The following is a 24,465-nucleotide window of genomic DNA, read 5'->3' on the forward strand; positions in this document are numbered from 1 at the left end:
GGCGCCGACGCGCCTGCTCAGCCGTCGGCCTTCCCACGAGGCCTCGGACCACCGCACCCGGCGGGTGCGGCGCGCTGGCAGGTCTTCGGACTCGCGGGCGTCTCCTCGAAAGGAGTCCTACTGGCCGTCGCTTCCCAGGTCGCACATCGCGACCCAGTGCTGTGTGACGGCGGTCGTTCCCACTCACCGCTGCGGGGCAGTCCCGGACTTCCACCGGGTTCCCTCTTGCCTCCGCGCCCCTGGCTGGGGCGAGGAACCAGCTACGAGAACCACCATATGTAGGGGTCACCCAGATTCGTGGGACCTAGATCTGGTGTCGGCGCGTCGGCTGCGGCAGAGGTGAGATATCCCACCAAGAACGTCGGGCCGGTGCGTGCTAGCGTCCGCCTCGCCAGTCAACTCACACCCGTGAGCAGGGAACCCGGTGCGAATCCGGGACTGACGCGCAGCGGTGAGGGTGACGGGCGGGGCACTGAGCAATCAGGGCAAGCCACTGGACGCACGACGGTCCGGGAAGGCGCTCCGTCCGATCGATCCCGAGTCCGAAGACCTGCTGGCCGTGGATCTCGAGGGTCCGCGACACACCCGCACAACAGGCTTCGCGCAAGAGCCTCGGACTGAAAAGAGCGACCATGTCCTCGACCCGTCGTACCCGTTTCCTGGCTGCCCTCGCGGCGCTCCCCCTGCTCGCCGGATGCGCCGGCGCGCCGGAGGCCGAGAGCAAGGGACCGACCGCCACCGGCTTCCCCGTCAAGGCCGGCAGCTGTGGCTTCACCTCCACGATCAGCGCGCCGCCGGAGCGCGCGGTCACCATGAACCAGGGCGCCACCGAGGTGATGTTGGCCCTCGACCTGTCCGACCGGATGGCGGGGACGGCGTACCTCGACGACGCGGTGCCGGAGAAGTGGAAGGCGGCGTACGACGCCGTGCCGGTCCTCTCCAAGGAGTACCCCGACAGCGAGACCCTCCTCGAGGCCGAGCCGGACTTCGTCTACGGCTCCTACGCCAGCGCCTTCGGCGACGAGGCCGCCGGCCCGCAGGACGAGCTGGAGAAGCTCGGCGTCGGCTCCTTCCTCTCGCTCTTCGGCTGTGGCGAGAACAAGCCCAGCGCCGACGTCTCCTTCGACTCGGTGTGGGACGAGATCGAGACCGTGGCCGACGTGTTCGGCGTCCCGGAGCGGGCCGAGGCGCTGGAGGACGAGCAGGAGAAGGCGCTCGACGAGCTCGCCGCGAGCAAGCCGGGCGCGGGCCTCGACGTGTTCTGGTTCGACTCCGGCGACAAGGAGGCGTTCGCGGGCGCCGGTGAGGGCGGGCCGCAGCTGATCCTCGACGCGGTCGGCGCGACCAACATCTTCGCCGACATCGAGGGCGGCTGGGCGAACGTGAGCTGGGAGCGCGTCGTGCAGGCCGACCCGGATGTGATCGTGCTCGCCGACGCGAGCTGGTCGACGGCCGAGGACAAGATCGCGCTCCTGGAGAAGGACCCGGTGCTGAAGGGGCTGCGCGCCGTCCAGCAGAAGAAGTACGTCGTGCTGCCGTTCTCCGAGTCCACGCCCGGCGTCCGGCTCGCCGACGGCGCGGTGTCGGTCGGCACCCAGCTGGCCGAGCTCGGCTGATGCTGCAGGCGACCCGGCCGGCGCGGAGCCGGCCGGGGATCGGCCTGGCCATGGGCGCGGTGCTCGCGCTGGTGCTGGTGGGCACCGCCGTCGTGGCGGTCGGGGTCGGCTCGGTGCATGTGCCGGCGGCGGACGTCGTCGCCGTGGTGCTGCGTCGCCTCGGGGCGCCGGTCGACGGCGTCAGCGTGATCGACGACCGGATCGTGTGGCAGCTGCGGATGCCGCGGATCGTCGGGGCCGCGGCGACGGGTGCCGGGCTCGCCCTGGCCGGTGCCGTCCTCCAGTCGCTGACCCGCAACGACCTCGCCGACCCCTACCTGCTGGGCATCTCCGGCGGCGCCACCGTCGGCGCGGTCGCGGTGATCGTGCTCGGGACCAGCGTCGGGACCCTGGTCGGCGGCGCCGCCCTGGGCGCGGCGGCGTTCGCCACCGCGATCCTCGCGCTGGTGCTCGTGCTCGCCCTGGCCACCGGACGCAACGGCGACCTGCCGCCCGCGCGGACCGTGCTCGCGGGAGTCGCGGTCGGGCAGCTGTGCGCGGCGTTCACGTCGTTCGCGGTGATGATGAGCGGCGACCACGACGCCGCCCGCCGGGTGCTCGCCTGGACCATGGGCTCGCTCGCCGGCGTCCGGTGGCTCGGGGCGGGCGTGCTGGTCACGGTCGCACTCGTCGCGCTGGTGCTGGTCGTGGCCCATGCGGCGGACCTGGACGCGTTCGCGTTCGGGGACGCGTCGGCCGCCTCGCTGGGCGTGTCGATCCGGCGCACCCGCTGGGTGCTGCTCATCGGTACGGCGCTGCTCACCGCCTGCCTGGTCGCCTACACCGGCGCGATCGGGTTCGTCGGACTGGTCGTGCCGCACGTCGTACGACTGGTCTGCGGGCCACTGCATCGCCGGCTGCTGCCGCTGAGCGCGCTCGCCGGCGCGGTGCTGATGATCTGGGCCGACACGGCGGCGCGCTCCCTGATCGAGGGCCAGGAGATCCCGATCGGGGTCGTCACGGCGGTGCTCGGGGCGCCCGTGTTCGGCTACCTGCTGCGGCGTGAGTCGAGGACCCGATGAGGCTGACGGTCGAGGGCGTCTCGTGGGGTGTGCGGACCCGGGCGATCCTCCACGACGTCACCCTGGGCTGCGCGCCGGGCACCGTCACCGGGCTGCTCGGCCCCAACGGCTCGGGCAAGACCACGCTGCTGCACGTGCTGGCCGGGCTGCGCCGGCCGGCCACCGGTTCGGTCCGGCTCGGCGAGGAGGACCTGCACGCGCTGCCCGCCCGGGTCCGGGCCCGGCGGGTCGCCGTCCTGGAGCAGCACGCGTCGACGTCCCTGCCGCTGACCGCGCGCCAGGTGGTCGAGCTGGGCCGGATCCCGCACCGCGGCCGCTGGCCCGCCGCTCGCGCCGAGGGGGCCGGCGAGGTCGCGGAGGCGATGCGCCTCGCGGCGGTCGGCCACCTCGCCGACCGCGACTGGCACACGCTGTCCGGCGGCGAGCGCCAGCGGGTCCAGCTGGCCCGGGCACTCACCCAGCAGCCGGACCTGCTGGTCCTCGACGAGCCGACCAACCACCTCGACCTGGCCCACCAGATCGACCTGCTCGCCACCGTCCGCGCGCTCGGCCTGACCACGGTCGCCGCGCTGCACGACCTCGACCTGGCCGCGGCGTTCTGCGACCGGCTGGTGGTGCTGCGCGAGGGCCGTGTGGTCGCCACGGGCGCGCCGGCCGAGGTGCTGACCGCCGGCCTGGTCCGCGACGTGTACGGCGTCGAGACCACTGTCGGGCGACACGACCACTCCGGGCGGCTGCACGTGGTCTGGCACGACGAGCGGGTGGCGCGGTGAGCCGCGCGGTGGTGCTGGTCCCGCTCGGTGTCGAGGCCGCGCGGCACGCCGACGAGCTGGCCGACGTGGCGGCCACGACCGGCGCCACCCTCGCCTTCCTGCAGGCCGGGACCCCGAGCGTGACCGACGAGCTGGAGCGCCTCGCCGGGCTCGGCGTACGGGAGGTCGAGCTGGTCGGCCTCGGCCTGGGTGCGCCGACGGCGCGGTCCTGGCTGCGCCGGGTGGCCGGGCACTGGCGGCGTGGCCGACCCGAGGTGCAGGTGGTCGTCAGCGGGCGGGCGATCACCGGCGAGGAGGCGCCGCTGACCTCGCCGGCGTGGGAGTCCGTGCCCGGGCACGCCCGGCAGGTGCTGGTCTGCCGCGGACCGCGCTGCTCGGCCCGCGGCTCGGCCGCCACCTCCGCCGCGCTCGACGCGGAGCTGCGGGCCCGCGGGCTCGGCGACGACGACGTGCTCGTCACCCAGACCGGCTGCCTGTTCCCCTGCAACCAGGCGCCGGTGGTGGTCGTCCACCCCGACGACAGCTGGTACGGCGGCGTCGACCCGGCCCGGGTCCGCACGATCGTCGCGGACCACCTGGTCGACGGGGCCCCGCTCCCCGACCGGCTGCCGCGCGCGGGGCTCTAGCTAGTGTGTCGCGACCCGGGCCAGCACCTCCGGGTCGGTCCAGGTGTCGACCCCGACGATCCGGCCACCGGCGACCGCGAACGCCATCACGCTGAACAGCTCGTCGCGCAGCGTGACGACCGCACCGGCCCGGCCGTCGACGAGGACCGGATGCACGATCCGGCCGGGGTGGGCGAACATCAGCGCGTTGCGGGCGATGGTCTCGGCGCCCTGGTAGGTCACGATGCCGCCGCGCAGGACGCCGAGGTCGGAGTGGAGCACCACGTCGGGGGCGAGGACGCCGACCAGGCGCTCGAGGTCGCCGGCGTGGGCGGCCGCGAAGAAGGCGTCGACGACCTCGCGCTGGCGGGCCGGGCTGTCGGGACGGACCAGGTCGCTGCCACGGACCCGGCGCCGCGCCCGGCTGGCGAGCTGGCGGGTCGCGGCGGGCGTGCGCTCGACGATCGGCGCGATCTCGTCGAACGCGACCCCGAACAGGTCATGGAGCACGAACGCGATCCGCTCGGCGGGCGCCAGCTGGTCGAGGACGACCAGCAGCGCCAGGCCGACCGAGTCGGCGAGCAGCGCCTGCTCCTCGGGCAGCGCGCCGTCGTACGCCGTCACGACGGGGTCGGGCAGCCGCTCGACCCGCTCCTCCAGGGAGTCCTCGCGCCGGGTCGCGCGGGCGCGCAGGGTGTTGAGGGCGATCCGGCCGACGACGGTGGTGAGCCAGCCGCCGAGGTTGTCGATCTCGGCCGCGTCGGTGCGGTGCAGCCGCAGCCAGGCCTCCTGGACCGCGTCCTCCGCCTCGGTGGCCGAGCCGAGCACACGGAACGCGACCGTGTTCAGGTGGCGGCGGTGCTGCTCGAAGGCGGCGGCCACGGTGACGTCGTCGTTCACGGGTGGGTCCTCTCCTCGGGGTCGCCTCTCTGACCCGCGGCGGGCCGTCGATGTGACAGTCCCCCATCTTCTCGCGGATCTCCTCGGCGATCCGGTCACACTCCGGCGCCGCCGCGGGTCAGGGAGAGCGAACACCCCACCCGATCCGAAGGAGAACGCGATGACCACCATCGAACCCCGCATGGCCAACCCGGCCCAGGTCCTGCCCGACGCCTTCAAGGGCATCGGCAGCCTGCTCACCGCCATCGCCAAGGGCGGCCTGCCCACCACCACCCTCGAGCTGGTCGCCCTGCGGGCCAGCCAGCTCAACGGCTGCAGCGCCTGCGTCCAGGGCCACCTCGAGACGCTGCAGTCCGCCGGCGAGGCGGTGGACCGCATCGTCGGCGTGGCGGCGTGGGGCGAGTCGCCGTACTACGACGAGGCCGAGCGCGCCGCCCTCGCCCTCACCGACGCCCTCACCCGGCTCGCCGACAGCCACGACCCGGTCCCGGACGAGCTGTGGCGCGAGGTCAACCGGCACTACGACGAGAGGCAGGTGTCCGCGCTGCTGCTGCAGATCGCCACGCTCAACCTGTTCAACCGGGTCAACGTCGCGGTCCGGGAGCGGGCGGACGCGCCGAGCTGGAAGCAGGCCGGCTGAGTCGGAGACACCGCGCAACAGGCGGACTGGGGAGACACGGCCTAGTGTCGTCCCATGAACCTCGTCGTGTGGATCGTCACCGGCCTGCTCGCCGCCCTGTTCCTGATGGCCGGCTCGATGAAGCTCGCCAGGTCGAAGGAGCAGCTCCTCGAGGACCCGCGGATGGGCTGGGCCGAGCCGATGGCGCCCGGCGTGCTCAAGCTGATCGGCGCGGCGGAGGTGCTCGGCGCGCTCGGGCTGGTGCTGCCGGGCGCGCTGGAGATCGCGACCGGCCTGGTGCCGGCGGCCGCGATCGGGCTCGCGGTGATCATGGCGGGCGCGATCGTCACCCACCTGCGTCGCGGCGAGGCGCAGAGCGCCGCGATGAACGTCGTCCTGCTCGCCCTCGCGGTCTTCGTGGCCGTCGAGCGGATCGGGCCGCAGGCCTTCTGAGGACTACGGCGCCCGGAAGATCACGCTGACGAACACCACGCCGTCGTCATCGCGCCACGCGCCCACCGCCGCGCGGGCCTGGGCATGCAGCAAGGGACACCTCCGAGTCGGTGTGATCCCCTCAACGCTGGTGCTTGATCGACTTCGTCGTCAACCGTGAGTCCACGCGCGCGAGGGCGTGGTCGCTCATCAGCCGGACCCGTCGCCGACGTCGGTCGACGGCCGCGACGCATCAGGAGGCCGACCAGTCCGCGCGCAGGATGCTGGAGGAGCAGCAGTCGCGGTAGCCGCCGTCACGCCACTGGGCGCCGCGGACCGTGCCCTCGCGGGTGAAGCCGGCCTTCTCCAGGGCCCGCTGCTCGGCGAGGTTCTCGACGTCGGTGCAGGCCTCGACCCGGTTGACGTTGGTGTCGCAGACCGCCATCCCACCGGGCTCGCGCAGCACCGGGGAGTACGGCTCGGTGCGCGGCGCCCGCGGTCCGAAGTCGTCGAACGGCGCCTCGCCGACCATGAGCAGCGCCACGCAGAGCTCACCCTCAGATCCAACCAGCCCCACTGACGATGAGCACGAGCCCGAACAGCGCGAAGAGCCCCGCGGCGCCGTACTTGATGACCTTCTCGGGGAGCTGCCGGCCGAGGACCGCGCCGACGCCGATGGCCAGCGCGTCGGCGGCGACCATGCCGACCGTCGAGCCGAGCCAGGTGCCGAACCAGCCTTCCTGGGTGGCCAGGGTGATGGTGGCGAGCATGGTCTTGTCGCCGAGCTCGGCGAGGAAGAAGAACAGCGCGACGACCAGGACGGCACGGCCGGTGGCGCTGGTGGCCTTGCGCTCGTCGTCCTCGGTCAGCTCGTCACCGCGCAGGGTCCACAGCGCGAAGCCGAGGAACGCGATGCCCGCGCACACCTCGATGGTGCCCTGGTAGTCGGCGAAGGCGTCCCCGATCGCGTAGCCGATCCCGACCGACGCGAGATGCACCACGGCGGTCGCCGCGGTCAGGCCGATCAGTACGTCGCGCGCCCGATAGCGGGTGGCGAAGGTCATCGCCATGAGCTGGCTCTTGTCGCCGAGCTCGGCCACGAAGATGACCGCGGTGCTCAACAAGAAGGCGTACATCAGGTTCCTCTCCGGCACCTGGCCGGAGAGCTCGCCGTGAGGACGCGCCTTCGACCACGCGCGTCCATTGCAAAAACAGGTCGCACTGCTGGTCGAAAGTCTCGTCCGCCACCTCGCGGTGGCCTGCTGCGCCGGGCCCGCAAGCGGTCCAGTATGTCGACGCAGCCGTTGAGGACTACTCCCCTTCGTGCCCCCAGTGTAGGAGGTGGGCGCCGTGCCCGGCAAAACGGCTGCAGATCTGGCGGCGGTCTCACGGCCGATACGCAGGGCACGACGGGACAGCACGAGTCCCGGGCTGGACCTCGGACATCGATATCTGTCAATATTGATACATGTCGAAGTCCCTGCTCGACCTCACCCCGGCCGAGGCGGTCGCCTGCTGCTCGCCGCTGACCCGCGAGCCACTCTCGGCCGAGGCGGCCGACCGGGTGGTGCCGCTGCTCAAGGCGCTGGCCGACCCGGTCCGGCTGCGACTGTTGTCGCTGGTGGCGTCACACGCCGACGGTGAGGCCTGCGTGTGCGACCTGAACGACGCCTTCGACCTGTCGCAGCCCACGATCAGCCATCACCTCAAGGTGCTGCACGAGGCGGGGCTGCTGGGGCGCGAGAAGCGGGGCGTGTGGGTCTACTACCGGGTCGAGGCCGAGGCGCTCGGCAACCTGGCCGGCCTGCTCGGCGACGTCACCGCGTGAACCGCGACCTCGCGCGTCGGGCGGTCGCCGAGCTGCTCGGCACGGCGTTCCTGGTCGCCGCGGTCGTCGGCTCCGGGATCGCCGCGACCCGGCTCTCCCCCGGTGACACCGGCCTGCAGCTGCTCGAGAACAGCCTCGCCACCGGCGCCGCCCTGGTCGCGCTGATCATCGCCTTCCAGCCGGTGTCCGCCTCGTTCAACCCGGTCGTGACCCTGGTCGAGCGCGTGCTCGGCCGGGTCCGCAGCACCGACGCGCTGGCACTCGTCGCGGCCCAGGTCGTCGGCGGCTGCGCCGGGGCGGTGGTCGCCGACCTGATGTTCGGCCTCGACGCGCTCGCCCTGTCCGCCCACCGACGCGACGGTGGCGGGCTGCTGCTGGGTGAGGCGGTCGCGACCTTCGGCTTGGTGCTCGTCGTGTTCGGGGCGCTGCGCTCCGAGCGGATCGAGACGGTCGCCTACGCCGTCGGCGGCTACATCGCGGCGGCGTACTGGTTCACCAGTTCCACCAGCTTCGCCAACCCCGCGGTGACCATCGCCCGGGCCCTGTCCGACAGCTTCGCCGGCATCGCGCCGTCCTCGGTCGCGGCGTTCGTGCTGCTCCAGCTGGTCGGCGGCGCGCTGGCCGCCCTCACCGTCCGCTTCCTCCATCCCGCGCCCCAGGAGCAACGATGACCCGACCCACCGTGCTGTTCGTCTGCGTCCACAACGCCGGCCGCTCCCAGATGGCAGCCGGCTTCCTCCAGCACCTCGCCGGCGACCGGGTCGAGGTGCTCTCCGCCGGCTCCCAGCCCGCCGACCAGCTCAACCCGGTCGCCGTGGCGGCGATGGCCGAGGCGGGCATCGACATCGCCGCGGAGCAGCCGAAGGTGCTCACCGACTCCGCGGTCCACGAGGCCGACGTGGTGGTCACCATGGGCTGCGGCGACGAGTGCCCGTACTTCCCGGGCAGGCGCTACGAGGACTGGGTGCTCGACGACCCGGCCGGGCAGGGCCTCGACGCGGTCCGGCCGATCCGGGACGAGATCCGCCGGCGAGTCGAGACCCTGGTCGCCGAGCTCGACCAGGGTCGCTGACCTCGGCGGCGGTCGCGAGCTCCGCGCACGTCTCCTCCGCCCAGTCCGACGCTGGCCCGCCCTCGGTGACCAGTCGGGCCAGCCGCTCAGAGATGCCGGTGAGGTCGGGTGCGCTGAACACCCATTCCAGCTCGGGCCGGACCGGCGCGAGCGAGCCCGCGGAGCCCGGCGAGGACGGGGCCAGCTCGCGGAGCAGCTGCTCGAGCGGGCCGTCGTGGTCGGCGATCAGGTCGGGCAGGCGAGCCAGGTCGGCGGCCGAGCAGGCGTGGGTGGCCAGCCCGAGGGCCAGGGCGTCGGCGGCGCCGATCCGGGCGCCGGTGAGGCCGAGATAGCGGCCGGTGTGGCCCGGGAGGCGGGGCAGGAAGTGGGAGCCGCCGACGTCGGGGAAGAAGCCGATCTTGGTCTCGGGCATCGCGAAGGACGCCTCCGGGGAGACCACGACGAACGTGCCGTGCACCGAGAGTCCCATCCCGCCGCCCATGCACACGCCGCCGACCAGCGCCACGACGGGGACCGGGTAGCTGCCGAGGAGCGCGTTGACGGCGTACTCCGTCTCGAAGAAGCGCAGGCTCTCGTCGTGCCGGTCCGCGAGCGAGTTCTCACGGACCCGGCGGATGTCGCCGCCGGCGCAGAACGCACGGTCCGACGCGCTCTCGACGACCACCGCGCGCAGCCCGGCGTCGCGCCACTCCTCGAGCGCGGCGTGGATCCGCTCCACCATGGCGAGGGTGATCGCGTTGAGCGCCCGGGGGCGGTCCAGCACGATACGGCCCACCGGGCCGAGGCGTTCGATGCGTACGTCGTCGGTCGGCTCGGGCACGGCGCCAGTCTCCCAGCGTGGGGACGCTCGCTACCGTCGGGGGCGACCCCTATGCGGCAGGGGCCTGGGGATTGGTCAGACGTTGTCGCGGAGGTAGGCCGCGAAGCCGGGAATGGTGAAGCGGAGCTTGCCGCGACCGGTCGACTCGATGAAGCCGCGGTCGATCAGCTGCTGCCGTGGCCTGCTCACCGCGGTGGTCGCCACACCCAGTTCGGCGGCGATCGCGGCTCGCTCCACTGGTCCATCTCCCACGGCGGCCATGGCCTCCAGGAACCGTTGCTGTTCCGGTGTCGCGCGGGCAAGGCGCGTGTGGAACAGGCCCGTCATGCGGTCCTCGATCTCCTCCTCCGCCTGCCGGACGTGCCCGACGGTAATGGTGCTGGCGAGGTCGGGGCGAGCGACCTCCCAGGTGACGTCGCCGATGAGCTGCACCTTGTGCGGGTAGCCGGCGGCCAGATCGATCGCGGCCATGATCGCCTCGTCGGTCCAGGCAACCTGGTGATGCTCCGCGGGCAGCCGGATCGCCTCGGCAACGGCCACGTCGCTCAGGAGACCGAGTTCGACGAACCGTGAGCGCTCGCCGAAGGTGGCTGCCTCGGTGACCGCCGGCGGCAGCGAGGGCAGCCCGGCAGCGATGACCGCGACCGGAGTTGCGTCAGGTGCGCCGTCGAAGTGCTGCAGCCCGATCAGAAGGCTCTTGCGGTCCCCCAGTTGCGCCTCCTGGAGCTCGTCGACGAACACGACCAGCCCCTTCGCGTCGTGGCTGCGGGCGAACCGGCCGGCGTCCCCGAGCAGCTCTTCGAGCACGGCGGTCCCGACCGCAGCCCTGTCGTCCGAAGTCAGGGTCGCTCCGACCTTGACGCCGGGGATCCCGAACTCGACCTGCACCTGGTCCAGTCGGCGCAGCAGCGCCTTCGATCGTTCGCCGAAGGAGCGGCCCTTGACGGCCGCGCTCAGCCCCTGGGCGAGAACGGGTGACATCGGGCGGTCATCTCGGCCGGTGACCCACGCGGTGAGGAACCCGTCCGCCATCGCGTCGCGCTGAGCCATCCGCAGCAGGGACGTCTTTCCCAGTCCCCGCGGGGCGTGGAAGGCCAGCAGCGGCCCGCCCGACCGGCCGAGCATGCTCAGCCGGGAGACCTTGTCGCGGATCAGATCTCGCTCGCGGCCGCGACCAGCCAGGTACTCCGGCAACGAGCCAGGTGCGTATGGACTCGGCTGCACTGAGCACCGCCCTCCGGCATAGATCTGTATAAAACGTCATGAAGTATACGCATCTATACGGAGACGCCATCACCGCTGCCGACCAGACTGCCGGCCGCGGGCGACGGGCGTGGGAGGCTGGACCTCGTGAACGGCGAGCAACTGGCGGACTGGCTCGAGGGGCTCGGTCTCGCCGAGCACCTGACCGCAGCCGGGCTGCCGTCCTTCGAGCGCGACCTGGGCGGCGTGGTCCGCTGGCACGACCCGGGGACCGGCGCCGCGCTCACCGACGACCAGCTCGCCGACCTCGACCGGGTGCTGCACCAGGACGGCGACGACCCGGCGCACGCCGTGCCCCTGGCGTTGGTGCAGCTGCGCCGCCAGGCGCGGGTCCGGGGCGACCTGCTCTCCTCCCCGGCCCACAGCTACGCGAGCCTCGCGGAGGTGCGCGGGGTGTCGGAGAACGCCGCCCGGTTCGCGGTCCACAAGGCGGCCGAGCGCAGGGCGCTGCTCGTCGTCACCCACGACGGCGGAGTGCTGGTCCCGGCCTTCCAGCTCGACGAGGACGGCGAGCTGCGCCCCGAGCTGGCGGCGGTGCTGGAGCCGCTGCTCGCCTCGGCGATGGATCCCTGGCAGGTGTGGGCCTGGCTCACCCAGCCCGCCGGCCTGCTCGGCGGGCAGGTCCCCCACGAGGCCGCGCGGGACGACGACGAGGCCGCGATCGTGCGGCACGCCGCGGTCCGGCTGGCCGAGCGCGCCACGGCCTGAGCCGGCTCAGTGACCGGCCAGGCGGCCGGTGAGCCTGCGGTGGAACTCCGCGCTGGCGTCGTTGAGGCCGCAAATCTCGACGGCCTTGCCCTTGCGCTGGTACTTGGTGGTGACGGCGTCCAGGGCGGCGACGGTCGAGGCGTCCCACACGTGGGAGGCGGACAGGTCGACGACGACGCGGTCGGGGTCCGCGGCGTACTCGAACTGCGCGTAGAGATCGTTGCTGGAGGCGAAGAACAGCTCGCCGGTGACCCGGTAGTGCGCGGCCACGGAGCCGTCAGCAGCCTCCACGAGCTCGCGCTCGACGTTCGCGAGGTGCGCGACCCGGCGGGCGAAGAGGACCATCGCGACAAGGACGCCAACGACCACGCCGATCGCCAGGTTGTGGGTGGCGACCGTGACCACCACGGTCACGACCATCACGGTGGTCTCCGAGCGCGGCATCCGCCGCAGCATCCGCAGCGAGTGCCAGTCGAAGGTGCCGACCGATACCATCACCATCACCGCGACCAGCGCGGCCATCGGGATGAGGGCGACGACGTCGCCGAACCCGACGACCAGGACCAGCAGGAACGAGCCGGCGAGGAAGGTGGAGATCCGGGTACGGGCACCGGATGCCTTCACGTTGATCATCGTCTGGCCGATCATCGCGCAGCCGCCCATGCCGCCGAAGAGGCCGGTGATCACGTTGGCCGCGCCCTGGCCCATCGCCTCGCGGGTCTTGTCGGAGTGGGTGTCGGTGATGTCGTCGACGAGCTTCGCGGTCAGCAGCGACTCCAGCAGGCCGACGAGCGCCATCGCGAGGGCGTACGGCGCGATCGTCCGCAGCGTGTCGAGGGTGAAGGGGACGTCCGGCACGAACCACGCCGGCAGGCTGTCGGGCAGCGCGCCCTCGTCGCCGACGTCGGGTACGTCGACGCCGGCCGCGAGCACGAACCCGGTCAGCGCGACGATCGCGACCAGGGGCGCCGGCACGACCGAGCTGATCCGCGGGAACCCGACGATGACGGCGATGCCGACGGCGGTCAGCGGGTAGACGGCCCACGGTACGCCGACCAGGTGGTCGAGCTGCGCCTCGAAGATCAAGATCGCGAGCGCGTTGACGAAGCCCACCATCACCGAGCGCGGGATGAACCGCATCAGCCGGGCGACGCCGGCGAGGGCGAGCACGATCTGCAGCGCCCCGCCGAGCAGCACGGTCGCGATGAGGAAGTCGTAGCCGTGCTCGCGCATCACCGGCGCGATCACCAGCGCCACCGCTCCGGTGGCCGCCGAGATCATGGCCGGGCGGCCGCCGAGGAACGAGATCGCGACGGCCATCGTGAACGACGCGAACAGCCCGACCCTCGGGTCGACGCCGGCGATGATCGAGAAGGAGATGGCCTCGGGGATCAGGGCCAGCGCGACGACGAGGCCGGCGAGGACCTCGGTGCGCAGCAGCCGGGGCGACCGGAGCGCGGCATGGACGGAAGGGGAGTCGCTCACGGTTGCCGCACTCTACCCTCACGTTACGTGAGAGTTGGCATCGTGGCGGCGTGCGGCAGGATCGGGAGCATGATGCAGATCGGCGAGGTCGCCGCCCGGGCCGAGCTCTCCCTGCGCAGCCTGCGGCACTGGGACGAGGTCGGCCTGCTGCGGCCCTCCGGCCGCTCCGAGGGCGGCTTCCGGCTCTACACCGAGGACGACGTCGAGAAGATCATGGTGATCCGGCGGATGAAGCCGCTCGGCTTCACGCTCGACGAGATGAGCGCCGCCATGCGCGATCTGGAGACCCTCCGCGACCCCGGGGCCGCGGACCGGCACGGCGCCGCCCGCGACCGGCTCGACGCGGTCCTCGCCGACGCGACCGCGCGCCGTGCGCGCCTGGTGACCCAGCTCGCGATGGCCGACGAGTTCCTGGGCCAGCTCACCCGGCAGCTGGCCTGAGCCCTTGGGCTGAGCCACTCACGCCGGGACGAGGTCGCCCTCCGGCTACGCACCGGACAAGGGGACCTCTTCGTCCGGTGTCGGGTGCGGGCGGCGCAACCGGCGGTACCGGGAGGCGCGATGGGCGCTCAACCCGTCCGCGGGGCGTACATGATGATCGCGACACCGACCAGGCACACCAACGCCCCGGCGACGTCATAGCGGTCGGGCCGGAAGCCGTCGAGCGCCATCGCCCACAGCAGCGAGCCGGCGACGAACACGCCGCCGTAGGCAGCGAGGATCCGGCCGAAGTGCGCGTCCGGCTGGAGGGTCGCGACGAAGCCGTAGAGACCGAGCGCGATCACGCCGGCGCCGATCCACAGCCAGCCGCGGTGCTCGCGCACGCCCTGCCAGACCAGCCAGGCCCCGCCGATCTCGGCGATCGCGGCGAGCACGAACAGCGGGATCGAGCGCACCAAGTCCATGCACCCGATCCTCGCAGCCGGTCCGCCGGTCCGCCGGTCAGCCCGGTCGGCTCAGAGGTAGCCGCGCGGGCGCTCGGCGGTGTCGCCGGGCCGCAGGCCGTCCTGCCAGTCGGTGATGGTGCTGCGCGCCTCGAGGTCGACCTCCGGGTTGGCCCGGATGAACTCGCGCACGACCCGCTCGGGATCGACCCGCTCGCGGTTGACGATCAGCCGGCCGTAGGCCACCAGCTCGCGCACCGTGAAGGTCCGGGAGCCGTCGCGGTCCCGTACCTGGCTGGCCGATCCGTAGGGGGCGCCGTAGCCCTGAGCCCGAGTCATGGGGCCCACGCTATCCCGGATCCGATGGCGCCGGGCGCCCCGGTCGGCTCCACGGCGCTGCCGTAGCCTGCCCTCATGGAGACCTCGCAGCTGGTGGCCGCCCTCGCTCCGGTGCTCCGCGACCCCGAGGCCGAGGACGGCTTCGCCTACGGGATGGCCGACCTGCCGGCGGCCGGCACCGACGTGATGGTCAATGTCGACCCCGAGCTCGAGGACCGCGACGACGTCGAGGTCGCCGACCTGGTCGAGCGGGTCCGCGCGTTCCTGGCGCTCACCCCCGAGCAGTGGGAGCAGGTCGTCGCCGGCACGGTCGACGAGATCGCGCAGGCCGCCGGCGAGGCCGCCGCGGCGACCGGGGCCGCGGCCCTGCGCGACGACCTCGCGCTGACCTCCGCCGTGGTCTTCGTCGACGCCGTGCTGCTCTCCTTCGTGGCGCCGCTGCTGCTGCCCGACGGTCTGATCCGCGTCCAGCTCGACCAGGACCACCGGTTCGAGGACGTCGAGGTCGAGATCGACCCGAGCGTGCCCTGACCGCGGCGGCGGCGATGAGTTCGCGCCGCCCCACCGGTCATCCCCGCATGGCGAGCCTCAACGACGTCCGGCCCTTGGCCGACGAGCTGGAGCGGTCCTACCCGGTCTACGTCCGCGACCGGCTGAAGTTCCGCGTCGGCCAGATCGTGTACGCCGCGTTCTCCCTCGACGAGACCGTGCTGGGCTTCGCGTTCCCGAAGGAGGAGCGGGCGGCGCTCGTCGCCGGTGAGCCGGACAAGTTCCATCTGCCGGACAAGTCCGACCTGCGCTTCCACTGGGTGCATGCGCAGCTGGCCGCCCTGGATGCCGCCGAGGCGCGGGAGCTGGTCGTCGACGCGTGGCGGATGGTGGTGCCGCAGAAGCTGTCGCGGGCCTACGACCTCACCCACCCCGACGGACCAGGCGCACCCTGAGGATCCGCTCGCGCTCCCGCGCCTCCTGCTGGTCGCGGCGGCGGGCGTGCAGCAGCTGGGGCAGCGAGACGACGCCGATCACCCGCTCCGGCCGGTCCCGGTCGATCACCGGCAACGTGGTCAGGTCGTAGGTCGCCATCAGCTCCGCGACCCGGCGCAGCGTCTCGTCGCCGTGGGTCACGACCGGGTCCCGATGGGCGACCTCGGCGACGGTGCGGTCGTGGTCGTCCGCGCCCGCGAGCAGGTCGCCGCGGGTGACGACGCCGACCATCCGCTCACCCGCGATCACGGGGTAGAGCTGCTGGCGCCACGCGGCGAAGTCGTCACCCGGCTCCTGGAGGGCCCGATGGGCGCGCGCGAGGTCGACCTCGCCGTCGAACTCGACGACGTCACCGGTCATCACCTCGCTGACGAAGACGATCTCGAGCGGGTCGACGTCGTACTCGCGGCTCAGGTGGTAGCCGCGGCGGGCGATCTTCTCGGTGAGCACCGAGCGCTTGAGGACCACCGCGGAGACGCCGTACGCCGTCATCGCGCCGATCGCCAGGGGCAGCAGCGCGTCCCACTGGTGGGTCAGCTCCAGCGAGAACACCACGCCTGTGAACGGCGAGCGCATCACGCCGCCGAGTACGCCGGCAAGGGCGACGAGCGCCCAGAAGCCCGGGCCGACCTCGGGGAAGACCTGCGCCTCGAGGGCGCCGAGCGCGCCGCCGATCATGAACATCGGCGCCAGGACGCCGCCCGAGGTGCCCGAGCCGAGCGAGATCGACCAGATCAGCGTCTTGACGACGAGGATCCCGACCACCAGGCCGGTGCCGATGCTGCCGGTGAGCTCGGCCGCGATCACGTCGTACCCGACCCCCAGGGCGTGCGGCTCGACGAGGCCGCCGAGGCCGATCACGACGCCGCCGAGGGCGGGCCACCACATCCAGTGGACCGGGAGCCGTTGGAAGGTGTCCTCGGCGGCGTACACGAGCAGGGTCGCCACGACCGCGAGCAGCGCCGCGACGACCCCGCTGAGCACGCACAGCGCGTAGTCGAGGTCGCGCAGGTGCAGCGGCGCGGTGGAGAGGAAGACGGCGCCGGCGCCGAGCAGGTGCTGGCGCAGCACCGTGGCGACCGCGACGGCGGCCGCGACCGGGACCAGGCTGCGCGGGCGCCACTCGAACAGCAGCAGCTCGGCGGCCAGCAGCAGGGCGGCGAGCGGGGAGTTGAAGGTCGCGGCCATGCCGGCCGCGGATCCGGCGACGAGCAGGGTCTTGCGCTCGTCGGCGGTCAGCCGCAGGAACTGCGCGAGCAAGGACCCCAGGGCGCCGCCCGTCATGATGATCGGACCCTCGGCGCCGAACGGGCCACCGGTGCCGATCGCGACCGCTGACGACACGGGCTTGAGCACCGCGACCCGGGGCTGCACCTTGCTGCCGCCGAGCAGGATCGCCTCAATCGCCTCCGGCATGCCGTGCCCGCGGATCTTCTCCGAGCCGTAGCGCGCCAGCACGCCGATCACGAGCCCGCCGAGGACCGGCGCGCCGAGGACCAGCCACCAGGCGTGGCCGCCACCGGGCGAGACCAGCTCGGTCGACCACCGGTGGTGGAAGACGGCGTTGGTGATCAGCCCGATCAGCTGGAGCAGCGCCCAGGCCGCGACGGCGGCGACCGCCCCGACGGGCAGGGCCAGCGCGGCGATGGCGAGCATGCGCGGCGTCGTCGTGAAGTCGCCGAGGTGGCGTACGTCGCGGACGGCGTGGGCGTTCGGCGGCGCGGAGGTCGAGGGCACGGGTGCTCCTGGAGGCTGGGACGGGCCGTCGCAGAATAGATCGTGTCACGACTGATTGTGGCGCGGTCCTAGGGTGTGGACGTGCCGACGGACGCTCAGTACCAGCGACTGCTCGCCTTCCGTACCGCGCTGCGCGGCTTCGAGCAGTGGAGCCGGCAGGCCGCCGAGGAGCACGGCCTGACCCATACCCAGCACCAGCTGCTGCTGGCGATCCGTGGCACCCGGACCCCGGACGGGCCCACGATCGGCGAGGTCGCCGACGCCCTGTTCATCCGGCACCACACCGCGACCGAGCTGATCGACCGCGCCCAGCAGCTCGGCCTGGTCGAACGGGTCCGCAGCACCATCGACGCGCGCCGGGTCCAGCTCCGGCTGACCGCGCACGGCATCGACGTACTCGGCGAGCTGACCTCGGTGCATCTCGAGGAGCTGCGCCGCCTCGGACCCCTGCTCGCCCCGCTGGACGGCGATCCGGTCGCGCCGAGCCGACCGGCGTCTGCCTCGCGGCGCCCGGGCCTCCCCCGCTAGAACATCTAGGCCGGCCTCGTCGTCATCTCCGCGAAAGACGGGTCACCCTCCGATCGAAGCGGCCGGCGAGGCCGGCCGCGAGCAGACCCGGTCGAGCAGGTTGGGGAGCGTCGTCGGATCGACGCCGCCACCGAGCGCGACGGCGAGCAGCAGCCGGGCCTTCTGGGGGGTGAGTCCGTGGGCGCAGAGCAGCGGCGCGGCGGTCGCCGCGACCGGCACCGGGGCGTCGAGCAGCCACAGCAGGAAGGCCACCTCCTCGAGCCCGTTGGAGCCCAGCGAGACGACGGCGCCCGCGACCTCGGTCGGGTCGAGCGCGCGCAGCCGCCCGGCCAGGGCCAGCAGGTCGTCGGGCGAGAGGTCGTGGCTGGGGCGGCTCGCGACGGCCTCGACCCGGACCGGGCCGACCAGCCCACGGACCGGTTCGAGGACCTCCTCCGGGCTCAGCGACCGGCCCGTCTGCCAGTACCGGTCCGTGTCGAGCGGGTCATGGCCCTGCGCCTGCAGCGTGCCGCCCAGGCTCAGCCAGTAGACCGGGAGACCGGTGCTCACCGTCGCACCGCGCCGTCGTCGAGGAAGGCCGCGACAGCCGCGGCGAAGAGGTCCGGACGGTGGTCGACGGAGGGGACGCCGGTCCCCGGGAGCACCGCGGACGTGGCGCCGGGGATCGCGGCGCACAGCTGCGGGACGTCGGGCAGCGAGTAGCCGTCGTCCTCCCCGCAGAGCACCAGCGTCCGGCTCCGCACGAGCCGGATCCGCTCCTCCATGCGGTAGGCGTTGACCGCGCGGTGGCCCTCCTCGACCCGGTCGATCACGCGCAGGCCGTCGGCGACCAGGCGCGCGAGCAGGTCGGGCCGGTCCTCCGGATAGAAGTCGCGGCGTCGGTTCCACAGCTCACCGAGGTGGCTGCCGTCGGTCGCCGGCGTGACGTGGTCGATCGGCGGCGCGCCGGCGACCCGCTCGCGGCGGGCCGCGTCGACGTACGGGACGCCGGAGAGGACCAGGCCCGCGATGTCCGTGCCGCGCCGGGCGGCCACCTCCATCGCGACCACGCCGCCGGTGTGGTGCCCGACCAGGCTCACCCCACTCAGCCCGACACCCCTGTTCGTCAGTGCGCCATGTCAACGAACCGGCTGTAGTGCCCCTGGAAGGCCACCACGATGTCCCGGGTCGCGCCGTTGCGGTGCTTGGCCACGATCAAGTCGGCCTCGCCGGGGCGGGTCGACTCCCTCTCGTAGACGTCGTCGCGGTGCAGGAGGACGACCATGTCGGCGTCCTGCTCGATCGAGTTGTGGAGGGCGATGCCGTCGGCAACGAAGTTGTGGACGCCGAGGACGGTGGCGTCGTAGACCGGGAGTTCGCCGATCGGCTCGATCGACTTGATCGCGTCCCAGTAGATGTCATTGGTCGCCAGGACCTCGAGCTCGGCGTGGTCGAGTACGGCGGCCACCTTGGCCAGCCGCTCACGGCTGGGGGCATGCCTCCACATGGCCGAACCGGAGAACTGGGTGCCCATCGCGGAGGCGAACTCGCGGTGGGACATGTCCTGATCGCTGAGGACCGAGCGGACGTCGTCCCAGACGTCGAGCGGGACGGTGTCCGCATTGGTGTTGGGTCGGACATCGCGGATCAGGTCGGCGATCCGAGCGGCGGTGACTCCTCGCTCGCCGTGGACGCCGATCTCGTCGGCGAAGCGCAGCTGGTTCTCGACGCCGTAGACGTGGAGCTGATAGCCGTCGCGGTAGCCGTCCTTGCGCGCGGTCTTGACGCGGGTGAAGATGTTGTAGCGCCCCAGGAGGCGGGCCACGTCGTCGACGAGACGCCGGCTGGTCGAGGCGTAGTAGACCCGGCCGAGGCGGCGCTTCTCGTCCCAGTGCGCGCAGCCGTCGGTTGCCCAGAGGTGACGAAGGAACAGGCCGACCTGCTCCTTGGGCAGGGAGAACACCCAGTCGGGGACGAACTTCTCGTGGCTGCGCAGGCCGAACAGGCCGTCCTGGTCGAGCCACTCGGCGATGGGGTTGCGACGACCGCGCGCGAGCCGGAAGGGCGCCGGCAGCCGGAGGGTGGTGACCCGGGCCGCGGCGTACACGTCACGCACGGCGGTGATGCCGAACCGTCGGGCAGCAGCCGCGGCAACGGCCGACAGGTTGGCCTCGTCCTGGCTGGCGTAGCGGATCGGCTGGCGCCTCACGAACGAACCGTCGCCCAAGAGGTGGGCGAGGAGCACGATCTCGTCGTCATCGCGCGGCGTGATCTCCAACGGCGGCGGCACGTGCCGGATCGAGCCGACACGTCTGCCGACCTCGAGTTCGGCGAGCGGCATCCAGCCGTCGTAGGTCAAGAACGGGTGGTTGCCGGTCGCCTTGACCTTGCGGCCGGAGGTCAAGGTGACCTCGAAGACCGGCTTGGTCCCGCTCGGGAATGCATGGGTCAGGGTGCGGGGGACGAGCTTCAGGCGGTCGTCGAGCGCCCACACAGGGATGTCGCGCACGTCGCCGGCCAGCAGGTCGCCGAGGCTGATCTCGGCATTGGTGTCCGCCCGGAGGAGCCGCGTGTCCGCGGTCAGGCAGCCCGACTCGCGCAGGTCGCTGACCGCGGGGCGCTTGTCGGCGCGCTGCTCGGGGCCACGGTTGAGCTGGGAGAGCGCGATGACCGGGATCTCGAGCTCCTTGGCGAGCAGCTTGATCTGCCGGGAGAACTCCGAGACCTCGAGCTGGCGGGACTCGACCTTCTTGCCCGAGCTCATCAACTGGAGGTAGTCGATGACCATCACCTTGAGGTCGTGCTTCTGCTTGAGCCGGCGCGCCTTGGCCCGGATCTCGGTCATCGTCATGTTGGGGGAGTCGTCGATGAACATCGGCGCCGCGGAGACCTTCGCGACGTGGCGGGCCAGGCGGTCCCACTCCTCGGTGCCCATCTTGCCGTTGCGGATGTGGTTGAGCGGGATCCGCGCCTCGGCCGAGAGCAGGCGCATCACGATCTCGGCGCGCGTCATCTCCAGGCTGAAGAAGGCGGCCGTGAGGTTGTTGTGGATGGCAGCGGCGCGGCAAAAATCCAGTGCCAGCGTGGATTTTCCCATAGCGGGCCGCGCCGCGACGACGATCATCTGACCGGAGTGGAAGCCGTTGGTGAGCTCGTCGAAGTCGGCGAAGCCGGTCGGCACGCCGTAGATGCCGGCCTCGCGGTTCTCGATCGCCTCGATCTCGTCGAGGACGCCGTCCATGATGTCGGACAGCGGGGCGTAGTCCTCGGACTTGTTGCGGTCGGTGACCTTGTAGATCTCGGATTGGGCCTCGTTGACGATGCCCTCGACCTCGCCCTCGCCGGCGTAGCTGATCTGGACGATCTTGGTGCCGGCGTTGACCAGGCGTCGCAGGATCGCCTTCTCGTAGACGATCTCGGCGTAGAAGCCGGCGTTGGCGGCGATCGGCACGTTGGCCGCGAGCGTGTGGAGGTACGGCGCCCCGCCGATCTTCTGCAGCTGGCCGCGCCGCTGCAGCTCGCCGGCGACGGTCACCATGTCGGCCGGCTCGCCGCGGCTGTAGAGGTCGAGGATCGCCTCGTGGATCTCCTCGTGGGCCGGACGGTAGTAGTCGTTGCCGCGGATGACCTCGACGACGTCGGCGATGGCGTCCTTGGAGATCATCATCGCGCCCAGCACGGACTGCTCGGCGGCTATGTCCTGCGGCGGGGTACGGCCGCCGCTGGGCGCCTGCCCGGGCTGGTACGGCGCCGGCCCGTCGCCCCACTCCTCGGGCGGCTCGGCGGTCCAGGCCGGCGGGTCGTCCGTGAGACTCACGGTGCTGGCCCCCTTCTCGATGTCACAGCCTGGTGTCGCAGCCTGGTCCGGTCTGCTCGGGTCGTCCGGTGTCGAGCGTGCCGAACGGGTCCGACACAATCGTCGGCGGCGGTCCGAGCGGGCCACCGATGCGGCAACCTACGGGGCCGACCGGGGGTGCCGAAAGGGGCCTATCCACAAGGGTTGGGGATAACTCGGGACAGGGCGTGGACGACACGCTGACAGCGTGTGTACCGGGTGGGGAGGAAGCTGTGGAGAAAGCGGTGTCAAACTGCCCCGAGTGGCCTCTGACCTGCGGAAACGCGGTCCGCGACCTGTGGACGACAAAATTCTCGGGTGTGATCCCGTTCACCTTCTGGTCATCGGTCGGTCGGACCGGGTCCGCCGCGGTGCCGCATCGGCCACCCCACCGTCACACTCGGTTTCCACAGCGGTACCCCACTTATCCACCGGTCCGCGGGACCACGTCGGAAGCCGCGCGATGAGCGGCGCGCGCACCCTCGACCGCGAGATCGCCCGGCTCGCGTTCCCAGCGTTCCTCGCCCTGGTCGCCGAGCCGCTGTTCCTGCTCGGCGACGCCGCCGTCGTGGGCCACCTCGGCACCCCCGAGCTGGCCGGTCTCGGCATCGCCGGCGCGGTGATCACGACGGTCGTGGGCCTGTCCATCTTCCTCGCCTACGGCACCACCGCCGGCGTCGCCCGCCAGATCGGCGCCGGCCACCGCGACGCGGCGCTGTCCCAGGGTCTCGACGGGCTCTGGCTGGCCGTGCTCATCGGCCTGCCGGCCACCGCCCTCACCGCCCTGGCCGCCGACCCGCTCGTGGCGGTGTTCGGGGCCTCCCCAGACGTGGTCGGGCCCGCCACGACGTACCTGCGCGTCGCCGCCCTCGGCCTCATCCCGCTGCTGCTCATCCTCGCCGGCACCGGCGTGCTGCGCGGCCTGCAGGACACCCGGACCCCCCTCGCCGTCGCCGTCGCCGGCAACCTCGCCAACCTCGCGCTCAACATCCTGCTCGTGTACGGCGCCGGCCCGGTCCCGCGCCTGGGCATCGCCGGCTCGGCGCTGGGCTCGGTGCTCGCCCAGACCGCGATGGCGCTCGCACTGGTGGGGGTCGTGGTGCGGACCGCCCGCCGCGAGGGCGCCACGCTGCGCCCGCACCTGCCCGGCGTCCGGGCGGCGGCGCGGGCCGGCGTACCGCTGATCGTGCGGACCCTCACCCTGCGCGCCTCGCTCCTGGTCACGACCTACGCGGTCGTGCTCACGGCGACCGGCGCCGGCAGCGCGGCGGTCCCCGTCGCCACCCACCAGCTGGCGATGACGCTGTGGGGCTTCCTGGCGTACGTGCTCGACGCCATCGCGATCGCCGCGCAGGCGATCACCGGACGCTTCCTCGGAGCCGGCGACGTCGCCGCCACCCGCGCGGTCACCGGCCGGATGCTGACCTGGGGCATCGTCAGCGGGATCGTCACCGGCCTGCTGCTCGCCGCGGCCAGCCCCTGGCTCGGCGCGCTGTTCACCCCCGACGAGGGCGTCCGGGACGCCCTGGTCCCGGTGCTGCTCGTCGCCGCGCTCGCGCAGCCCGTCGCCGGGGTGGTGTTCGTCCTCGACGGGGTGCTGATCGGCGCCGGCGACGGCCGCTACCTGGCCCGGGCCGGGGTGGCCGTGCTCGCGGGCTACGCTCCGCTCGTGCTGCTGACGAGCGCGCTGGGCGCCGGACTCCCCTGGCTGTGGGTCGTGTTCGGCGCCGTCTTCATGGGCGGACGGCTGGTCACGCTGGTCCGCCGTGCCCGCGGGGACGCCTGGCTGGTGGCCGGCGCGTGAAGCCGCTCTACTGGGTCGCGATCGGGCTCGCGGTCGTCGTCTTCACCGCCGCACCCGACGACAAGGTCGACGTCTCCGAGGTGCTCGGCTGCCTGCTGGTGCTCGTCGGCTACGTCCGGCTGGTCCGGGCCGCGCCCGACGTACCGCTGCGGCTGACCCTGGGCTACCTCGCCGTGCTCGCCCTGGTCATCGCGATCGCGCTCAGCCCACCCGACGCGCGGGCCTGGCTCGACGACGCCGACCCGGCCGTCGTGTGGGCGTCCTCGCTCCCGGCCCTCGGCTTCCAGGCGGCGCTGTGCCACGCCCTCGGCACCCGCGCCCGCGAGGCGGGCGCCCGCAGCGGCTGGTGGTGGTTCGTCGCCGAGACCGCGATCCTGGTCTCGCTGGTCGCCAACGTGCTCTACAACGGCGCCGGCTGGCACTGGCTGTACGGCGTCGGCACGGTCGGTCTCGCCGGGGTGCTGCTCGTCATCGTGCTCTGCGCGCTCCTCGGCTCGGCCCCGTGGGCCGGGGCCGCGCCGTCGGAACCGTCCGCGGAGGATCTCAGCCGTTGATGGCGGCCAGGATCTTCTCGGCCAACCCGACGGACTGGTTGAGCGGGTCGCCCTCGTACTCGACGCCGTCCTCGTAGTCGAGGTCGATCTGCAGCAGCACGGTCGCGGTGCAGGCGCGCAGCTCGCCCTCGAAGTCCGGCGGGTTGCTCACCTTCCACCAGCCGCCGGTGGCACCGGCGATGTCGTCGGCGGGGTCGACGATGCCGTCGTCGTCGCGCGGCTGGGGGCAGCCGAAGGCGCCCTTGGTGAAGTCCTCGGGACCGGTCAGCTTGACGGTCACCTCGGCCAGCCCGGCGGCCTCGAACGAGCAGTCGTCGCTGGTCCAGGCAAGACCCTTCTCGCTGGAGTCGTCGCCGCCGACCTCGGGGGCGCCGAAGCTCATGCCGTACGCCTCGGCGAGGTCGTCCGCGCTCACCACGTCACAGGCACCGGGCAGGCCGGCGGCCGCGGTGGTCGACGGCTCGGTGGGCGCCGACGTCGCGGCGGTGGTCGCCTCCGTGGGCGTGGACACGTCGCTCGAGGTGTCGGTCGGGACGTCGGTCGCGTCCGGCTCGTCGTCACCGCAGGCCACGAGGACCGGGGTCAGCAGCAGAAGGGCGGCAGGCGCCAGCCGTCGTACACGCATGGGGAAGCTCCTGG

Annotated in this window: 28 protein-coding genes, 1 pseudogene and 2 riboswitches; of the genes and pseudogenes, 16 read left to right on the forward strand and 13 right to left on the reverse strand. The window is 72.6% G+C overall.

Annotated elements, in window-relative coordinates; all coding sequences use genetic code 11:
• Window positions 1-59: 59 nt before the first annotated feature.
• Window positions 60-276, reverse strand: a riboswitch (cobalamin riboswitch).
• Window positions 277-375: 99 nt separating this feature from the next.
• Window positions 376-570: riboswitch (cobalamin riboswitch) on the forward strand.
• Window positions 571-632: 62 nt separating this feature from the next.
• Genes ACUP6Y_RS23750 through ACUP6Y_RS23765 form a run of 4 tightly spaced genes read left to right on the forward strand, consistent with a single transcriptional unit; the run spans window position 633 to window position 4,076 of the window.
• The gene (locus ACUP6Y_RS23750) at window positions 633-1,616 is read left to right on the forward strand and encodes an ABC transporter substrate-binding protein (protein WP_462553470.1); all 984 of its coding nucleotides are present in this window, start codon (window positions 633-635) and stop codon (window positions 1,614-1,616) included.
• Complete coding sequence (locus ACUP6Y_RS23755; RefSeq protein ID WP_462553472.1) at window positions 1,616-2,677, forward strand: iron chelate uptake ABC transporter family permease subunit; 1,062 nt, start codon at window positions 1,616-1,618, stop codon at window positions 2,675-2,677. Before ACUP6Y_RS23750 ends, ACUP6Y_RS23755 begins: the two co-directional genes overlap by 1 nt.
• Window positions 2,674-3,450, forward strand: coding sequence for an ABC transporter ATP-binding protein (locus tag ACUP6Y_RS23760; protein WP_462553473.1), 777 nt, complete (start codon window positions 2,674-2,676; stop codon window positions 3,448-3,450). The genes ACUP6Y_RS23755 and ACUP6Y_RS23760 overlap by 4 nt, the downstream gene beginning before the upstream one ends.
• Window positions 3,447-4,076, forward strand: coding sequence for a (2Fe-2S) ferredoxin domain-containing protein (locus ACUP6Y_RS23765; protein ID WP_462553474.1), 630 nt, complete (start codon window positions 3,447-3,449; stop codon window positions 4,074-4,076). Before ACUP6Y_RS23760 ends, ACUP6Y_RS23765 begins: the two co-directional genes overlap by 4 nt.
• On the opposite strand, the gene ACUP6Y_RS23770 is transcribed toward ACUP6Y_RS23765, so the two are convergent.
• Window positions 4,077-4,955, reverse strand: a complete 879-nt coding sequence (locus tag ACUP6Y_RS23770; RefSeq protein WP_462553475.1) for a sigma-70 family RNA polymerase sigma factor — start codon at window positions 4,953-4,955, stop codon at window positions 4,077-4,079.
• Window positions 4,956-5,115: 160 nt separating this feature from the next.
• Between ACUP6Y_RS23770 and ACUP6Y_RS23775 the strand changes: the two genes are divergently transcribed.
• Complete coding sequence (locus ACUP6Y_RS23775; RefSeq protein WP_462553476.1) at window positions 5,116-5,595, forward strand: carboxymuconolactone decarboxylase family protein; 480 nt, start codon at window positions 5,116-5,118, stop codon at window positions 5,593-5,595.
• A gap of 54 nt (window positions 5,596-5,649) precedes the next feature.
• The gene (locus ACUP6Y_RS23780; RefSeq protein ID WP_462553477.1) at window positions 5,650-6,027 is read left to right on the forward strand and encodes a DoxX family protein; all 378 of its coding nucleotides are present in this window, start codon (window positions 5,650-5,652) and stop codon (window positions 6,025-6,027) included.
• 232 nt (window positions 6,028-6,259) lie between these two features.
• Here ACUP6Y_RS23780 and ACUP6Y_RS23785 read toward each other — a convergent pair whose 3' ends face one another.
• Together ACUP6Y_RS23785 and ACUP6Y_RS23790 are read right to left on the reverse strand one after the other, a co-directional pair.
• Window positions 6,260-6,550 carry a GNAT family N-acetyltransferase gene (locus ACUP6Y_RS23785; protein ID WP_462553478.1) on the reverse strand — a complete coding sequence of 97 codons (291 nt, stop codon included), beginning with the start codon at window positions 6,548-6,550 and terminating at the stop codon, window positions 6,260-6,262.
• Window positions 6,551-6,563: 13 nt separating this feature from the next.
• Window positions 6,564-7,127, reverse strand: a complete 564-nt coding sequence (locus ACUP6Y_RS23790; protein ID WP_462553479.1) for a TMEM165/GDT1 family protein — start codon at window positions 7,125-7,127, stop codon at window positions 6,564-6,566.
• Window positions 7,128-7,474: 347 nt separating this feature from the next.
• Here ACUP6Y_RS23790 and ACUP6Y_RS23795 point away from each other — a divergent pair, with 347 nt between their 5' ends.
• The 3 genes from ACUP6Y_RS23795 to ACUP6Y_RS23805 are packed head-to-tail and all read left to right on the forward strand — an operon-like array spanning window position 7,475 to window position 8,906.
• Window positions 7,475-7,834, forward strand: coding sequence for a metalloregulator ArsR/SmtB family transcription factor (locus ACUP6Y_RS23795; RefSeq protein WP_462553480.1), 360 nt, complete (start codon window positions 7,475-7,477; stop codon window positions 7,832-7,834).
• Window positions 7,831-8,505 (forward strand): aquaporin, encoded by a 675-nt coding sequence (locus ACUP6Y_RS23800; RefSeq protein WP_462553481.1) that lies wholly within the window; start codon window positions 7,831-7,833, stop codon window positions 8,503-8,505. The genes ACUP6Y_RS23795 and ACUP6Y_RS23800 overlap by 4 nt, the downstream gene beginning before the upstream one ends.
• Entirely contained in the window at window positions 8,502-8,906 is a 405-nt protein-coding gene (locus ACUP6Y_RS23805; RefSeq protein WP_462553482.1) for an arsenate reductase ArsC, read from the forward strand. The genes ACUP6Y_RS23800 and ACUP6Y_RS23805 overlap by 4 nt, the downstream gene beginning before the upstream one ends.
• Window positions 8,907-8,916: 10 nt before the next feature.
• On the opposite strand, the pseudogene ACUP6Y_RS23810 reads toward ACUP6Y_RS23805, so the two are convergent.
• Both ACUP6Y_RS23810 and ACUP6Y_RS23815 read right to left on the reverse strand, forming a co-directional pair.
• Window positions 8,917-9,726: pseudogene (locus ACUP6Y_RS23810) on the reverse strand (enoyl-CoA hydratase/isomerase family protein); the annotation flags it as partial.
• Window positions 9,727-9,801: 75 nt separating this feature from the next.
• Window positions 9,802-10,920 carry a hypothetical protein gene (locus ACUP6Y_RS23815; RefSeq protein ID WP_462553484.1) on the reverse strand — a complete coding sequence of 373 codons (1,119 nt, stop codon included), beginning with the start codon at window positions 10,918-10,920 and terminating at the stop codon, window positions 9,802-9,804.
• A gap of 156 nt (window positions 10,921-11,076) precedes the next feature.
• Between ACUP6Y_RS23815 and ACUP6Y_RS23820 the strand changes: the two genes are divergently transcribed.
• Window positions 11,077-11,697, forward strand: a complete 621-nt coding sequence (locus ACUP6Y_RS23820; protein ID WP_462553485.1) for a hypothetical protein — start codon at window positions 11,077-11,079, stop codon at window positions 11,695-11,697.
• 6 nt (window positions 11,698-11,703) lie between these two features.
• On the opposite strand, the gene ACUP6Y_RS23825 is transcribed toward ACUP6Y_RS23820, so the two are convergent.
• Window positions 11,704-13,182 carry a SulP family inorganic anion transporter gene (locus ACUP6Y_RS23825; protein ID WP_462553486.1) on the reverse strand — a complete coding sequence of 493 codons (1,479 nt, stop codon included), beginning with the start codon at window positions 13,180-13,182 and terminating at the stop codon, window positions 11,704-11,706.
• Window positions 13,183-13,251: 69 nt separating this feature from the next.
• Between ACUP6Y_RS23825 and ACUP6Y_RS23830 the strand changes: the two genes are divergently transcribed.
• Window positions 13,252-13,623 (forward strand): MerR family transcriptional regulator, encoded by a 372-nt coding sequence (locus ACUP6Y_RS23830; protein ID WP_462553487.1) that lies wholly within the window; start codon window positions 13,252-13,254, stop codon window positions 13,621-13,623.
• Window positions 13,624-13,751: 128 nt separating this feature from the next.
• On the opposite strand, the gene ACUP6Y_RS23835 is transcribed toward ACUP6Y_RS23830, so the two are convergent.
• Both ACUP6Y_RS23835 and ACUP6Y_RS23840 read right to left on the reverse strand, forming a co-directional pair.
• Window positions 13,752-14,087: a YnfA family protein gene (locus ACUP6Y_RS23835; protein ID WP_462553488.1), complete on the reverse strand. Its 336-nt coding sequence runs from the start codon at window positions 14,085-14,087 to the stop codon at window positions 13,752-13,754.
• 51 nt (window positions 14,088-14,138) lie between these two features.
• Complete coding sequence (locus tag ACUP6Y_RS23840; RefSeq protein WP_462553489.1) at window positions 14,139-14,405, reverse strand: hypothetical protein; 267 nt, start codon at window positions 14,403-14,405, stop codon at window positions 14,139-14,141.
• A gap of 75 nt (window positions 14,406-14,480) precedes the next feature.
• On the opposite strand from ACUP6Y_RS23840, the gene ACUP6Y_RS23845 reads away from it, so the two are divergent.
• Both ACUP6Y_RS23845 and ACUP6Y_RS23850 read left to right on the forward strand, forming a co-directional pair.
• Window positions 14,481-14,936: a hypothetical protein gene (locus ACUP6Y_RS23845; RefSeq protein ID WP_462553490.1), complete on the forward strand. Its 456-nt coding sequence runs from the start codon at window positions 14,481-14,483 to the stop codon at window positions 14,934-14,936.
• Window positions 14,937-14,983: 47 nt separating this feature from the next.
• The gene (locus ACUP6Y_RS23850) at window positions 14,984-15,349 is read left to right on the forward strand and encodes an MmcQ/YjbR family DNA-binding protein (RefSeq protein ID WP_462553491.1); all 366 of its coding nucleotides are present in this window, start codon (window positions 14,984-14,986) and stop codon (window positions 15,347-15,349) included.
• On the opposite strand, the gene ACUP6Y_RS23855 is transcribed toward ACUP6Y_RS23850, so the two are convergent.
• Entirely contained in the window at window positions 15,318-17,126 is a 1,809-nt protein-coding gene (locus ACUP6Y_RS23855; RefSeq protein ID WP_462553492.1) for a chloride channel protein, read from the reverse strand. The genes ACUP6Y_RS23850 and ACUP6Y_RS23855 overlap by 32 nt on opposite strands.
• Before the next feature lie 81 nt (window positions 17,127-17,207).
• Between ACUP6Y_RS23855 and ACUP6Y_RS23860 the strand changes: the two genes are divergently transcribed.
• Window positions 17,208-17,654: a MarR family winged helix-turn-helix transcriptional regulator gene (locus ACUP6Y_RS23860; RefSeq protein ID WP_462553493.1), complete on the forward strand. Its 447-nt coding sequence runs from the start codon at window positions 17,208-17,210 to the stop codon at window positions 17,652-17,654.
• Between the two features lie 42 nt (window positions 17,655-17,696).
• Here ACUP6Y_RS23860 and ACUP6Y_RS23865 read toward each other — a convergent pair whose 3' ends face one another.
• Genes ACUP6Y_RS23865 through ACUP6Y_RS23875 form a run of 3 tightly spaced genes read right to left on the reverse strand, consistent with a single transcriptional unit; the run spans window position 17,697 to window position 21,576 of the window.
• The gene (locus ACUP6Y_RS23865; RefSeq protein WP_462553494.1) at window positions 17,697-18,203 is read right to left on the reverse strand and encodes an asparaginase domain-containing protein; all 507 of its coding nucleotides are present in this window, start codon (window positions 18,201-18,203) and stop codon (window positions 17,697-17,699) included.
• On the reverse strand, window positions 18,200-18,733 hold the full coding sequence (locus ACUP6Y_RS23870; protein WP_462553495.1) for an alpha/beta fold hydrolase: 534 nt from the start codon (window positions 18,731-18,733) through the stop codon (window positions 18,200-18,202). The genes ACUP6Y_RS23865 and ACUP6Y_RS23870 overlap by 4 nt, the downstream gene beginning before the upstream one ends.
• A 26-nt stretch (window positions 18,734-18,759) precedes the next feature.
• A complete protein-coding gene (locus tag ACUP6Y_RS23875; RefSeq protein ID WP_462553497.1) occupies window positions 18,760-21,576 on the reverse strand; it encodes a replicative DNA helicase in 2,817 nt (938 codons plus the stop codon).
• 355 nt (window positions 21,577-21,931) lie between these two features.
• Here ACUP6Y_RS23875 and ACUP6Y_RS23880 point away from each other — a divergent pair, with 355 nt between their 5' ends.
• The gene (locus ACUP6Y_RS23880) at window positions 21,932-23,272 is read left to right on the forward strand and encodes an MATE family efflux transporter (protein WP_462553498.1); all 1,341 of its coding nucleotides are present in this window, start codon (window positions 21,932-21,934) and stop codon (window positions 23,270-23,272) included.
• Window positions 23,269-23,826 carry a hypothetical protein gene (locus tag ACUP6Y_RS23885; RefSeq protein WP_462553499.1) on the forward strand — a complete coding sequence of 186 codons (558 nt, stop codon included), beginning with the start codon at window positions 23,269-23,271 and terminating at the stop codon, window positions 23,824-23,826. Before ACUP6Y_RS23880 ends, ACUP6Y_RS23885 begins: the two co-directional genes overlap by 4 nt.
• Here the strand turns inward: ACUP6Y_RS23885 and ACUP6Y_RS23890 are convergent.
• Window positions 23,816-24,451 (reverse strand): hypothetical protein, encoded by a 636-nt coding sequence (locus ACUP6Y_RS23890; protein ID WP_462553500.1) that lies wholly within the window; start codon window positions 24,449-24,451, stop codon window positions 23,816-23,818. The two genes, ACUP6Y_RS23885 and ACUP6Y_RS23890, sit on opposite strands and share 11 nt — an antisense overlap.
• Window positions 24,452-24,465 lie beyond the last annotated feature (14 nt).

The organism is Nocardioides sp. S5-5 (genome assembly GCF_054954065.1).

Bases quoted from the DNA above. Each gene is read 5' to 3' on its own strand.
- ACUP6Y_RS23750 (WP_462553470.1), top strand. From the start codon at position 633: ATGTCCTCGACCCGTCGTACCCGTTTCCTGGCTGCCCTCGCGGCGCTC.
- ACUP6Y_RS23755 (WP_462553472.1), top strand. From the start codon at position 1,616: ATGCTGCAGGCGACCCGGCCGGCGCGGAGCCGGCCGGGGATCGGCCTG.
- ACUP6Y_RS23760 (WP_462553473.1), top strand. From the start codon at position 2,674: ATGAGGCTGACGGTCGAGGGCGTCTCGTGGGGTGTGCGGACCCGGGCG.
- ACUP6Y_RS23775 (WP_462553476.1), top strand. From the start codon at position 5,116: ATGACCACCATCGAACCCCGCATGGCCAACCCGGCCCAGGTCCTGCCC.
- ACUP6Y_RS23780 (WP_462553477.1), top strand. From the start codon at position 5,650: ATGAACCTCGTCGTGTGGATCGTCACCGGCCTGCTCGCCGCCCTGTTC.
- ACUP6Y_RS23795 (WP_462553480.1), top strand. From the start codon at position 7,475: ATGTCGAAGTCCCTGCTCGACCTCACCCCGGCCGAGGCGGTCGCCTGC.
- ACUP6Y_RS23805 (WP_462553482.1), top strand. From the start codon at position 8,502: ATGACCCGACCCACCGTGCTGTTCGTCTGCGTCCACAACGCCGGCCGC.
- ACUP6Y_RS23830 (WP_462553487.1), top strand. From the start codon at position 13,252: ATGATGCAGATCGGCGAGGTCGCCGCCCGGGCCGAGCTCTCCCTGCGC.
- ACUP6Y_RS23835 (WP_462553488.1), bottom strand. From the start codon at position 14,087: ATGGACTTGGTGCGCTCGATCCCGCTGTTCGTGCTCGCCGCGATCGCC.
- ACUP6Y_RS23840 (WP_462553489.1), bottom strand. From the start codon at position 14,405: ATGACTCGGGCTCAGGGCTACGGCGCCCCCTACGGATCGGCCAGCCAG.
- ACUP6Y_RS23845 (WP_462553490.1), top strand. From the start codon at position 14,481: ATGGAGACCTCGCAGCTGGTGGCCGCCCTCGCTCCGGTGCTCCGCGAC.
- ACUP6Y_RS23850 (WP_462553491.1), top strand. From the start codon at position 14,984: ATGGCGAGCCTCAACGACGTCCGGCCCTTGGCCGACGAGCTGGAGCGG.
- ACUP6Y_RS23880 (WP_462553498.1), top strand. From the start codon at position 21,932: ATGAGCGGCGCGCGCACCCTCGACCGCGAGATCGCCCGGCTCGCGTTC.
- ACUP6Y_RS23890 (WP_462553500.1), bottom strand. From the start codon at position 24,451: ATGCGTGTACGACGGCTGGCGCCTGCCGCCCTTCTGCTGCTGACCCCG.